Here is a 12349-nt window from a genome sequence, read left to right on the forward strand (position 1 = left end):
TACCTCATGCTTTGCTGCGCGCACCGTGACCTGGCTCAATGGCTAATAAGCGGCCCGGTAGATTTTCTCGATATCCGCCACGCTGAGCTTGCGCGGGTTGTTACGCATCAACCGTTCGATACCTGCCGCTTCGGCAGCCATAGTGGGAATTGCGCCTTCGGGAATCCCGAAACTGTGAAGCCCTTCCGGGATCTCCACTGCGGCGCAGAGTCGCGTCATCGCCTCGACCGCCTGGTCGGCCGCGTCATTGGCACTTAACCCCGTGATATTCACGCCCATGGCCTGAGCAATGTCCTGCATCCGCTCGACACACGCCAGCTTGTTCCAGTGCATCACATAGGGCAGTAACAGCGCGTTACTCACGCCATGGGCGATATTGAAACGCCCGCCCAGTGGATAAGCCAACGCGTGCACCGCACCCACCCCGGCATTCCCGAACGCCATGCCGGCCATCAGGCTGGCGGTGGCCATGTCGTCGCGGGCCTGGAGGTTGGCGGGGTTGGCGTAGGCTTTGGGCAGCGCCTTGGCGATCAGCTTGATTGCGCCGATGGCCAAGGCGTCCGTGATCGGCGAGGCATTCAGCGACAGGTAGGACTCAATGGCATGCACCAGTGCATCTACACCACTGGCGGCGGTGACACTGCGTGGGCAGGTCAGGGTCATTTGCGGGCTGATCAGCGCCACATCCGGCAAAAGGTAGTCGCTGACGATGCCTTTTTTCAGCTGTGCGGCCTTGTCGGAGAGGATCGCCACATTGGTCACCTCCGAGCCGGTGCCGGCCGTAGTCGGGATGGCGATCAGCGGCGGGCCCTTGCGCGGTACCTGGTCGACACCAAACAAGTCGGCCAGGGCGCCATGGTAACCGGCGTAGGCGGCCACACTTTTAGCGATGTCGATGGCACTGCCGCCGCCCAGCCCAATCAGGCCGTCGTGCCCGCCGTCGCGATAAGCCTGCATGCAGTCTTCGACGATGGCGATTTCCGGGTCGGGCAGCACGCGATCAAAAATTTCGTAGGGGCGTTCACCCAGGTGTTCAAGCGCCAGCGCCACGGTGCCGGATTTGACCAGCACGGCGTCGGTCACGATCAGCGGGTTATCCACATCCAGGCGCGTGAGTTCAAAGGCCAGTTGTTCGATGGCGCCAGCGCCGGTCAGCAATTTGTGGGCGATCTTGAATGAGGAAGTACTCATGTGCGCGGCCTCTTATTAGTCGATGGGCTGGCACAAGAGTAGCTGACCGAAACAGGTTGTCTTTCATTCAGCAGCTGAATGGTCACAGAACCCATGTGGGAGGAGGCTTGCCCCCTCCCACATGGGTTCTGTGCTGGGCTTTAGACTTGGGCAGTACGCAGTTTCTCGCTACGGCCGCGCAGCCATTCCAGGGTCAGCAACAGCAACACCGAGAAGGCAATCAGCAACGTCGCCGCCGCCGCAATAGTGGGGCTGAGGTTTTCGCGGATACCGCTGAACATCTGCCGTGGCAGGGTCGCTTGCTCGGGGCCGGCGAGAAACAGCGTCACCACCACCTCGTCGAACGAGGTCGCGAACGCAAACAGCGCCCCGGAGATCACCCCCGGCGCAATCAACGGCAGGGTCACCCGACGAAACGCAGTCAGTGGCGAAGCCCCCAGGCTGGCCGCTGCACGCACCAGATTGTGGTTAAAACCCTGAAACGTCGCCGACACCGTGATGATCACAAAAGGGACACCCAACACCGCGTGCACCACGATCAGCGAGAAAAAGCTGTTACCCAAACCCAGCGGCGCAAAAAACAGGTAGCTGGCCACGCCGATGATCACCACCGGTACCACCATCGGCGAAATCACCAGCGCCATGACCAGTGCTTTGCCGGGGAAATTGCCACGGGTCAGGCCAATCGCCGCCAGCGTACCAAACACCATGGCCAGCACGGTGGCCGCCGGGGCGACGATGATGCTGTTCTTAAGCGCTCGCATCCATTCGGCCGAAGCGAAGAAGTCCTGGTACCAGTGCAGCGAGAAGCCCTGCAACGGGTACACCAGAAAACTGCCGCTGTTGAACGACAGCGGGATGATCACCAGCACGGGCAAGATCAGGAACAGCAGAATCAAGCCGCAGAGGATCCGCAAGCTGTAGAACCAAACCCGCTCAACGGGCGACATATAAGGGCTCAGCATCGCAAGGTCTCCTCAGCTCAGGCGCAGGCGGCTGGCGCCGACCAAACGGTTGTAGATCAGGTACAGCACCACGGTCGCCAGCAGCAGTAAGCCGCCCAACGCCGTCGCCATGCCCCAGTTGATGCTGGTGTTGGTGTAGAAGGCCACGAAGTAGCTGACCATCTGGTCGTTCGGGCTGCCCAACAGTGCCGGGGTGATGTAGTAACCAATCGCCAGGATGAACACCAACAGGCAACCAGCGCCAACGCCGGCGTAGGTCTGCGGGAAGTACACGCGCCAAAAACTGGCGAACGGGTGGCAGCCCAGGGAAATCGCCGCACGCATGTAGGTCGGCGAGATGCCTTTCATCACGCTGTAGATCGGCAGAATCATGAACGGCAGCAGGATGTGCACCATGGAGATGTAGACCCCGGTGCGGTTGAACACCAACTCCAGGGGCTTATCGATCAGCCCCATGCCCATCAGCGCACTGTTGATCAGACCGCCGGATTGCAACAGCACGATCCACGCTGCAACTCGCACCAGGATCGAGGTCCAGAACGGCAGCAGCACGAGAATCATCAGCAGGTTGCTTTTACGCGCCGGCAGGTTGGCCAGCAGATACGCCAGGGGATAGGCCAACAACAGGCAGATCACGGTGATCACCAGGCCCATCCAGAAGGTACGGGCAAAGATATCCAGATAGATCGCCTGATCCGGGGTTGCCGGGGCCACTTCGCCGAGGTCGTCGATGCGGTGATCGACGGCCGCCAGCAGGTAGAACGGTGTCAGGCTGCTGGTATTACGCCGGATCGCTTGCCAGTACGCCGGGTCGCCCCAGCGTTCGTCGAGGGTTTCCAGCGCTTCTTTATAGGAGGCAGGCGCTTCGGTGAACGGCAGCGCCCGCGCGGTTTTGGTCAGCAGGCTACGATAGCCGGCCAGCTCCATGTTCAAGCGTTTAGACAGATCGCCCAGGGTCTGGTTTTTGCGCGCCTCGCCCAGGTCTTCACTGAGAGCCTGATACACCGGTTCACCCGGCAGACCACGGCCGTCCCAGGCAGTCACCGCCACCACGGTACGCGGCAGGCCGCCCACCACTTCCGGATTACCGACGCTCTTGAACAAAAGCGCGACGATCGGCACCAGAAACACCAGCAGCAAAAACAGCACCAGCGGTGCAATCAAGGCCTGGGCCTTCCAGCGATTGACCCGCTCGGCACGCGCCAGACGCTGCTTGAGGGTGGGGCTGTTGACCTCGTTCGAGGGAACGGCGATGGCCATGGCTAACTCCGAAAATCTGAAAGTGACGACAAACCTGTGCCTGGGCTCAGACGCTGTGTTGAGCGGGCATGCCCCGCGCAGGGTGGCGAAGCGGCCCCTCTGACAGTCACCGCGTTCTTTCAGACAGAACACGGCGCCTGGTTTGGGACTGCTTCGCAGTCCAGCGCGGGGCAGGCCCGCTCACCACAAAAGCCCATTGAACACAGCAGGCGGGTTACTTGGCAGCCCAAGAATTGAAGCGCTGCTCAAGCTGCTCGCCGTTGTCCGCCCAGAAGCTCACGTCGATCTGCACCTGGTTGGCGATGTTCTCTGGCGTAGTCGGCATGTCCTTGAGGATGTCCTTGGCCAGCAACGGTACGGCTTGGGTGTTGGCCGGGCCGTAGGCGATGTTTTCCGAGTAGGTCTTCTGCTGCTGCGGTGCGACCGAGAAGGCGATGAATTTCTTCGCCGCTTCTGCGCGATCCTTGGCCAGACCTTTTGGAATCGCCCATGCATCGAAGTCGTAGATGCCGCCGTTCCACACCACTTTCAGGTTGCTTTCTTTCTGCACGGCAGCGATTCGGCCGTTGTAAGCCGAGCTCATCACCACGTCACCCGATGCGAGGTACTGCGGCGGTTGTGCGCCAGCTTCCCACCATTGGATCGACGGCTTGAGTTCGTCGAGTTTCTTGAACGCACGGTCTTGGCCATCTTTGCCGGCCAGCACTTTGTACACGTCCTTCGGCGCTACGCCGTCGGCCATCAAGGCGAATTCCAGGGTGTACTTGGCGCCTTTGCGCAGGCCGCGCTTGCCCGGGAATTTCTTGGTGTCCCAGAAATCCGCCCAGCTGGTTGGCGCGGAAGCCAGTTTGTCGGCGTTGTACGCCAACACAGTCGACCACACGAAGAAACCCACGCCGCATGGCTGGATCGCACCCTTCACGTAGTTGGCGCTGTCGCCGAACAGTTTCGGGTCCAGCGGTTCGAACATGTCTTCGTCACAACCGCGGGACAGTTCCGGCGATTCCACTTCTACCAGGTCCCAGGACACGCTTTTGGTGTCGACCATGGCTTTGACCTTGGCCATCTCACCGTTGTACTCACCGGCGACGATCTTGCCGTTGCCCGCGCTTTCCCACGGTGCATAGAAGGCCTTGACCTGTGCAGCCTTGTTCGCGCCACCAAAGGACACGACGGTCAGGTCCGGGCCGGCCATGGCCTGTGTCGCGCCCATCAAGCTCAAGGCCAGGACGGAATACTTCAGGGATCTCAACATTGTTGTTCTCTCCACGTGCAGGGTTGGTGAAGCCATGGGGCGATCAATTCGCCTCTAGAAGTGGGTCGAGTGCGCGAACGTGCTCGACTTGCCAGCCAATCGGTACCACGTCGCCGACCGCCAGTGCTGGGTCCAGCTCGGCAATCGGTTGTTTCACAAAAAAATCGGTCTTGCCGCAGACTTCCAGGCGCACACGCACGTGGTCGCCCAGGTAGATAAATTCGGCCACCCGCCCGGAGAAGCGGTTGATGCAGCTTTCGCTGGAGCCATTGAGGCTGACCCGTTCCGGACGCACCGATAGCGTTACAGGGCCACCGATCTGGCCGACATTGATCGCCAGTGCTTCAACCTTCTCGCCCCGCGCCAGCTCGACCACGCAGCGGTCGCCGGTGTGGCTGTGCAAGCGGCCGTTGAGGCGGTTGTTCTCGCCAATAAAGTTAGCGACGAAGGTGTTCTTCGGTTCTTCATACAGCGTGCGCGGCGGGGCGATCTGCTGGATCTCGCCCTGATGGAACACCGCCACGCGGTCGGACATGGTCAGGGCTTCACCCTGGTCATGGGTCACGTACACCACTGTCACGCCGAGACGTTGGTGCAGGTGCTTGATCTCCATCTGCATGTGTTCGCGCAATTGCTTGTCGAGAGCGCCGAGCGGTTCGTCCATCAGTACCAGTTGCGGTTCGAACACCAACGCGCGGGCCAGGGCCACACGCTGTTGCTGGCCGCCGGACAGTTGCGCCGGGTAGCGCTGGGCGAACGCGTCGAGCTGGACCATGCTCAGTACGCGCTTGACCCGCTCACTGACATCGGTCTTGCTCAAACCGCGCACGGACAAGGGAAACGCCAGGTTCTCGGCCACGGTCATGTGCGGGAACAGCGCGTAGTTCTGGAACACCATGCCAATGTCGCGCTTGTGCGGCGGCACGTTGTTGATGGAGCGCCCGGCCAGCTGGATTTCACCGGCAGTCGGCGTCTCAAATCCGGCGAGCATCATCAGGCTGGTGGTCTTGCCCGAACCGGAAGGCCCGAGCAAGGTGAGGAACTCGCCCTTGCGGATTTCCAGGTTGAGGTCTTTGACGATCAGGTTCTCGCCGTCGTAGCTCTTCTGCACGCCACGAAAGCTGACCAGCACATCATTTGAATCCACCTCGCTCATACCCGCACCTTTGTGTTTTGGACTGCTGTGGCACAAGCGTAGTCCAGGCGCGAGGCCCCGGAAATCGGGGGCCAGGAGAGAATTGCATCAGCAGGATGGAAGCTTGGGGGTAGGGATTGCCCTACACGGATGGCGGGGATGGAACAGTGCTGCGGTGCGAAGCGCCGGGAATGGCGTCAGCGGGGTTTAAAGCAGGTCGCAAACAGGCATGTCATCACAACAGCTTGTGTTCCATGGCGTACTTCACCAGCTCAGCCAGGGAGGTGATATTGAGCTTTTGCATCAATCGCGCCTTGTGAGTGCTGATGGTCTTGCTGCTCAGCGCCAGTTGCTGGGCGATGTCATTGACGTTGGCGCCCTGCGCCAAGCGTTCGAACACCGAGAACTCCCGTTCCGACAGCAACGAATGCAATGGCCGGGCGTCGGTCAGACCGACTTCAAACACCATACGGTCGGCCAGGTCCGGGTCTATATAACGCCCGCCGGCCGCGACTTTGCGGATCGCCGTCAGCAACAGCGCCGGGTCGCTGTCCTTGGTGGCGTAACCGGCGGCACCGACCTTCAGGGCACGGGCTGCCATTTGCGCTTCGTCGTGCATCGACAGCACCAGGATCGCCGGCGGGTTGCTCAACGCACGGATGCGCGCAATCGCTTCCAGGCCGTTGACGCCGGGCATCGAGATGTCCAGCAACACCACCTCGCACGGCACGTGGCGCAACGTCTCCAGCAACTGCTCGCCATTGCTAGCCTCCCCCACCACCAGCAGGTCTTTGGCCAGGCCGATCAGTTGTTTGATGCCTTCACGAACGATGGTGTGGTCTTCGGCTACCAGTACACGGATCACAGGGACTTCCTCTTGGCGTTATGCATCCAGCGGCACCGTCACACTCAGGGTGGTGCCCTCCCCCAACTCGCTGTGCAGGCTCAATTGCCCGCCCATGATCAGCACCCGCTCGCGCATACCGACCAGGCCAAACGATACCGCACGCCCTTCAGGCTGGACGAAACCCACGCCGTCGTCGCTGATGGTCAACCGCAAATCCGAGCCGTCTATGGCCAGCGTCAGCTCCACAGTATGCGCCTGGGCATGGCGCATCACGTTGGTCAGCGCCTCCTGCAGGATACGAAACAGGCCGATGGCCTTGGCGTCGCTCAGGGTCGGCAGGTTATCCGGCACCTGAACCAGACAGGGAATCTGCGTGCGCGCTTCAAAACGACGGGCTTGCCATTCAACGGCGGAGGCAATGCCAGCATCGAGAATCGGTGGGCGCAGCGCCGTCGCGACGTCCCGCACCAGTTGGAACAGTTGAGCAATCAGGCGCTTCATGCTGTTCAAGCGCTCGTGCAGGCCAGGGTCCAGTTGCGCATAAGCCAGCTCGCACATGGACGTTTCCAACTTGAGCACGGTGAGCATCTGACCGAGTTCGTCATGTACTTCCCGGGCGATGCGGGCTTTTTCTTCCTCGCGCACGGTTTCCAGGTGGGCCGACAGTTCGCGTAGTTGCGCTTCGCTTTGCATCAACGCGGCCAGCGTGCGGCGCAACTCGGTGACGTCGTTCAGGTAAACCACCAAGTACTCAGCCTCGGCAAACCGCAAAAAGCTCAAGGACACGTTGGCCGGCAGGATGCTGCCGTCGGCGCGCAAACAATCGGTGGCGAAGTTCTGTGGTCCCTCTTCGCTGGCCCGTGCGCGCTTCCACAAATTGAGCCAGCGGTCCATGTCCAGGGTCGGGTCGAGGTCAACCAGCGGCCGCTCGATCAGTGCGCCAGGAGCATAACCGAGCATGCTTTCGGCGGCGTGGTTGGCGTAGCGCACATGGCTGTCCCAGTTGACCCACAGGATGCCAACGGTGCTTTGGTCGATGGAAAACTGTGTCAACCGCAGCGCTTCGGCACCGGCAGCGCGGGCGGCGCTTTCTTCACGGGCGGCCAGCAGGCCATGCTCCAACACACGTTGCTGGCGGCGCTGCCAGAACACGGTCGCCAAACTGGCGAGCAGCAGCAGGCTCAGTAACAGGCTGAGGTTCTGCCACAACCCAGGCGACTCCGATAACCGTGGGTATTTGGGTTGCAGCCAGCGGCTATGCAGTTGGTCAAGGTCTCGGGCGGGGATAGCGCCCAAGGCACTTTCCATGATGCCCGCCAGTTCGGGCCAATCGCGCCGTGTGGCCAACCGCAACAATTGCGGCAGACCGATGTCCCCCACCACCGCCAAACCGGCGAACTCGGCCTCGCCGGATAATCGGCTTAATTGCGCTTCATCTACCACGGCATAACGCGCTTGCTGGCTGACCAACAACTGCAAGGCCTGGCGCTCAATGGGCACACCTTGCAGGTTGAGGTTGGGATAAGTGCTGCGCAAGTAATCGGCCACGGCGCTGGGCATGCGCACGGCGACGCGGGATTGATCGTCCAGTTTTTCCAGCTCAACCGCGCCGCCGCCCTCGCGGATGCCGACGATATGCTGGGGCACACGCATATATGGGTCGCTGAATAACCACAGGCGCAAACCGGCTGGGGTTTGTTGCAGGCCGGGGGCAATGTCCACTTCGTCGTCGCGGACGGCGGCTTCCAGTTGCTCCTGGTTGGGGAAATTGCGCCAGGTCAGCTCGATATTCAGCGCCTTGGCCAGCCACTGCATCAACTCCACATTGGCCCCGGACAAGCGCTGCAAGCGACGGTCGTATTGCGCGTAAGGCAACTGCAGCACTACGCCCACCCGCAACTCCGGGTGCTGGGCCAGCCATTCGCGCTGCTGCGCATTGAGCTGCGCCTGCGGGGCAGCAGGCGTAGGTGAGGCGTTCGCCATCAAGGCGACGCACAAACAGCCGATAACCAGCAGACAGCGAAAACCCATGATCCACGTCTCACATCACTGACAAAAACTGACCAACCCATTAGGCTGCTGGAATCTCTTCTGGCCGGAAATCTACGATGCCCTATCGAAACCGTTCGGCACTGCCAGCATTGTGCCTGTCGCTGCTGTTTACCAGTGCCTTTTCTGTACAGGCCGCCGACGCCCCCGCGCCGGCCGACGAAAAACCCGTCGAGCGCCAGCCTCTGCTTGAGCGCAGCCAGGAAGACGCCACCGCGCTGGAGCGCACCATCCCTCAGCAGGAACAGCAACAATTGCAGGCTGGCAGCGACTCATTCCTCGCCCTGTGGAAACCGGCCAACAGCGCCGAACCCGAAGGTGTGGTGATTATCGTACCGGGCAGCGGTGAAAGTGCTGACTGGCCGCAAGCAATCGGCCCGTTGCGGCGCAAATTTCCCGACGCCAATTGGGGCAGCCTCAGCCTGTCATTGCCGGATGTGAGCGTAGATACCCTGCCGCCGCGCGTTATGGAAGCACCCAAAGCCACTGTCGACACCAGCAGCAAAGAAGCGAGCACCGCCGACAAACCGATCGAACAAGCCGCCAGCGCCGAAGCCGAGGGCACCGATCCGTCAGTGGTGCCGGGCGCCGACGAGCAGGACAAGACCGACGCCTCGCGCATCTTCGACCGCATCGACGCTGCCGTAGCCTTCGCCCAGACGCAGAACGCACGCAGTGTGGTGCTGCTGGGTCATGGCACAGGCGCCTGGTGGGCCGCGCGTTATCTCACCGAGAAACAACCGTCCCAGGTGCAGAAATTTGTGATGGTCGCGGCGCAGACGCCTAACGGACGCCATCCGGACGTGCAGCAACTGGCGCCCGGCCTGAAACTGCCGACTGCCGATGTCTTCTATCAAGACAACGCGCAGGCACGCAAAAACGCTCAGGCCCGTGCGCAGGCTGCCAAGCGATTGAAGAATGATGGCTATAAGCAGGTGTCATTGAAAACCGTGCCCGGCAATAGCGCAGCCGAGCAGGAGCAGTTGTATCGCAGGATTCGCGGGTGGTTGAGCCCGCAGGCCAGCGCCGACTGAAGAACAGCACAAAAACAATGTGGGAGGGGCTTGCCCCTCTCCCACATCGGAATGTGATTATCCGTGAAAGAGCGGCATCTAGCGAAAATCCCGGCGCTCGCGAATCAACGAGTAAGCATTGTGTAATTCACGGGTTCGCTCGGTCGCCTCACGCACTTGCGCGAGACTGGCGCCACTGCCGGCCACCTTGTCCGGATGGTGACGGCTCAGCAGGCGGCGATAGGCACGTTTGATGACCGACGGCTCGGTGGTAGCGGTGACGCCGAGCAGTCGCAACGCTTCCTGGTAGGTCGTGCCTCGATTGACCAGCGGCTTGCGCTCAGGCGTGTAGTCGGCCGCTAAGGCCTGAAGCTGCTGCGGCGTCCAGCCCAACCACTTGCCCCACAGGTTGATCAAGTCGCGCTCGGCATCATCCGCCTTGCCGTCCGCCCACACCATCCGCCAACAGGCGCGCAACACACCTTCCGCCGCATGGGGCTGAGCCTTGAGCACGCGCAGATAACTGCGCATACGGTCGGAGCCCGATTTACCGCGATTGAACGCCGCAATCGCGCGGCGCTGGGCGGACTCGGTCATGTCCAGCGAGCGCATCTCCTGACGCGCCTGCTGGATATGCCCGTCCACCACTCGCCCGTTGCTTTTGGCCAGGCGCCCGAGCAATACAAACAACAACTCATCATTGCGCAGCACCGGGCGGCCGCCCATGCGCTCGCGCAACTGAGCCCAACTGCGCAGTTGCATTCGGCGGTCCAACGCCTGCCCCAACAATGCACCCAACAAGGCCCCCGGAATACTGGCAATGGCAAAGCCAGCCCCGGCGCCGATCAGCGTCCCTGGCCACAACATGCTACTGCCCCGCTGTCAGCAGGGTTTCGACTTGCGCCAAGCGCTCCAGCGTGCCGACATCAATCCAGCGTCCCGCCATGTGTTCCCCCGTTACCTGACCCTTGGCCATCGCCGCACGCAGCAGCGGCGCCAGCTTGAAGGCACCGGCACTGCAACCCGCGAATAACTGGGGGTCGAGCACTGAAATGCCACTGAAGGTCAGGTTATCGGCACCGGGCGCCGCATCATGAAGCAGACCCTCATCAAGGAAGAAATCACCGCCCGAGGGATGATGCGTTGGGTTGTCGACCATCACTAGGTGAGCCAGGCCGCTGAGCGGTTGCTTGAGTTGGGTAAAGTCGTAGTCAGTCCAGATATCGCCATTGACCACCAGAAAAGGCTCGTCCCCCAGCAACGGCAACGCCTGGAAAATCCCGCCGCCGGTTTCCAGCGGTTCGCCCTCCGGGGAGTAACGGATGCGTACGCCAAACTGCGCACCATCGCCCAAATAGCTCTCGATCTGCTGGCCGAGCCAGGCGTGGTTGATCACGATATCGGTGAAGCCGGCCTTGGCCAGCGCCTCCAGGTGGTATTCGATCAGACGCTTGCCGCCGGCCTGCACCAGCGGCTTGGGCGTGTGCAAGGTAAGCGGACGCATCCGCTCACCTTTGCCGGCGGCCAGGATCATGGCCTTCATACGCTGGCCTCAGCGGGTTGGCGCAGACTGGTCAGCAGCTCAGCCAATTCGCTCAACTCCGGGCGATCGGCGAGCACTGCTTCTATATAAGCAAAGAAGCGCGGCACGTCGGCCAAGTAGCGTGGCTTGCCGTCGCGATGGCAAATACGCGCGAAGATGCCAATGACCTTGAGGTGGCGCTGCACACCCATCAGGTCGCTGGCACGCAGAAAATCATCGAAATCGGGTTGCACCGGGATGCCCGCTTGGCCCGCACGCTCCCAATAACCGCGCTGCCAATCGCGTACGCGCGCCTGGGGCCAACTGAGGAAAGCGTCCTTGAACAGGCAGGTAATGTCATAAGTGACCGGGCCGTAGACCGCGTCCTGGAAATCCAGCACGCCGGGGTTCGGCTCGCTGATCATCAAGTTGCGCGGCATATAGTCGCGATGCACCAGCACTTTCGGCTGCGCCAAGGCGCTGTCGATCAGCCGGTCGCTGACACGCTGCCAGAGGGCTTGTTGTTCTGCATCCAACTCGACACCCAAATGGCGCCGTACGTACCACTCGGGAAAGAGTTCCAGCTCGCGGCGCAACAAGGCAACGTCATAACTGGGCAGTGGTGCGTCCATCGGCAACTGCTGGAATGCCAGCAAGGCGTCGATGGCGTCGGCAAACAGCTGATCGGCGTTTTGCTCGTCAATCACGTCCAGGTAGGTTTTTCTGCCCAGGTCATTGAGCAAAAGAAAGCCGCGCGACAGATCTTCTGCATAAATTTTTGGAACATTTATGCCCGACTTCGCCAGTAAATGGGCGATATCGACGAAGGGTTTGCAGTTTTCCTGGGGGGGGGGAGCGTCCATCACCACGAAAGTCCGGCCGCCACCCTCCCAACGGAAGTAACGCCTGAAACTCGCGTCGCTGCTGGCCGCAGTCAGTGTGGCCGGGGGTACGGAGCCCCAGTCTTGAGCGTTGAAAAGGATCGGCAACTGCTCATCCAGCCAGACTTCCAGCTGTTGTAAACGTAGATCTTGCTCAGGCATTACAAGGGTCTCCGACGGCGCTAGCCGTCAAGCGGGTCATGCTTTATTATCACGCATCTTTTTCAGACC

Annotated in this window: 11 protein-coding genes; 1 reads left to right on the forward strand and 10 read right to left on the reverse strand. The window is 61.2% G+C overall.

The window, feature by feature from the left end:
- Positions 1 to 42: 42 nt before the first annotated feature.
- The 7 genes from G9Q84_RS03635 to G9Q84_RS03665 form a co-directional block, all read right to left on the reverse strand.
- Positions 43 to 1191 carry an iron-containing alcohol dehydrogenase gene (locus G9Q84_RS03635; RefSeq protein ID WP_032883843.1) on the reverse strand — a complete coding sequence of 383 codons (1149 nt, stop codon included), beginning with the start codon at positions 1189 to 1191 and terminating at the stop codon, positions 43 to 45.
- A gap of 140 nt (positions 1192 to 1331) precedes the next feature.
- Positions 1332 to 2156 carry an ABC transporter permease gene (locus G9Q84_RS03640; RefSeq protein ID WP_181642904.1) on the reverse strand — a complete coding sequence of 275 codons (825 nt, stop codon included), beginning with the start codon at positions 2154 to 2156 and terminating at the stop codon, positions 1332 to 1334.
- 12 nt (positions 2157 to 2168) lie between these two features.
- Positions 2169 to 3416, reverse strand: coding sequence for an ABC transporter permease (locus G9Q84_RS03645; RefSeq protein ID WP_032883844.1), 1248 nt, complete (start codon positions 3414 to 3416; stop codon positions 2169 to 2171).
- A 214-nt stretch (positions 3417 to 3630) separates the two neighbouring features.
- Positions 3631 to 4671, reverse strand: a complete 1041-nt coding sequence (locus G9Q84_RS03650) for an ABC transporter substrate-binding protein (protein WP_032883845.1) — start codon at positions 4669 to 4671, stop codon at positions 3631 to 3633.
- Positions 4672 to 4714: 43 nt separating this feature from the next.
- Positions 4715 to 5827, reverse strand: a complete 1113-nt coding sequence (locus G9Q84_RS03655) for an ABC transporter ATP-binding protein (protein WP_032883846.1) — start codon at positions 5825 to 5827, stop codon at positions 4715 to 4717.
- A gap of 214 nt (positions 5828 to 6041) precedes the next feature.
- A complete protein-coding gene (locus G9Q84_RS03660; RefSeq protein ID WP_032883847.1) occupies positions 6042 to 6671 on the reverse strand; it encodes a response regulator in 630 nt (209 codons plus the stop codon).
- Positions 6672 to 6689: 18 nt separating this feature from the next.
- The gene (locus tag G9Q84_RS03665) at positions 6690 to 8684 is read right to left on the reverse strand and encodes a PAS domain-containing sensor histidine kinase (RefSeq protein ID WP_181642905.1); all 1995 of its coding nucleotides are present in this window, start codon (positions 8682 to 8684) and stop codon (positions 6690 to 6692) included.
- 77 nt (positions 8685 to 8761) lie between these two features.
- On the opposite strand from G9Q84_RS03665, the gene G9Q84_RS03670 reads away from it, so the two are divergent.
- A complete protein-coding gene (locus G9Q84_RS03670) occupies positions 8762 to 9736 on the forward strand; it encodes an alpha/beta hydrolase family protein (protein WP_122756338.1) in 975 nt (324 codons plus the stop codon).
- A gap of 78 nt (positions 9737 to 9814) precedes the next feature.
- Here the strand turns inward: G9Q84_RS03670 and G9Q84_RS03675 are convergent, their stop codons facing one another.
- Genes G9Q84_RS03675 through G9Q84_RS03685 form a run of 3 tightly spaced genes read right to left on the reverse strand, consistent with a single transcriptional unit; the run spans position 9815 to position 12280 of the window.
- Complete coding sequence (locus G9Q84_RS03675; protein WP_032883850.1) at positions 9815 to 10582, reverse strand: TerB family tellurite resistance protein; 768 nt, start codon at positions 10580 to 10582, stop codon at positions 9815 to 9817.
- Position 10583: 1 nt separating this feature from the next.
- Positions 10584 to 11258 (reverse strand): N-acetylmuramate alpha-1-phosphate uridylyltransferase MurU, encoded by a 675-nt coding sequence (murU, locus tag G9Q84_RS03680; protein WP_181642906.1) that lies wholly within the window; start codon positions 11256 to 11258, stop codon positions 10584 to 10586.
- Positions 11255 to 12280: an aminoglycoside phosphotransferase family protein gene (locus G9Q84_RS03685; protein ID WP_032883852.1), complete on the reverse strand. Its 1026-nt coding sequence runs from the start codon at positions 12278 to 12280 to the stop codon at positions 11255 to 11257. Before G9Q84_RS03685 ends, murU begins: the two co-directional genes overlap by 4 nt.
- Between the last annotated feature and the right edge of the window lie 69 nt (positions 12281 to 12349).

The organism is Pseudomonas sivasensis (assembly GCF_013778505.1).
Taxonomy (GTDB): Bacteria; Pseudomonadota; Gammaproteobacteria; order Pseudomonadales; family Pseudomonadaceae; genus Aquipseudomonas; species Aquipseudomonas sivasensis.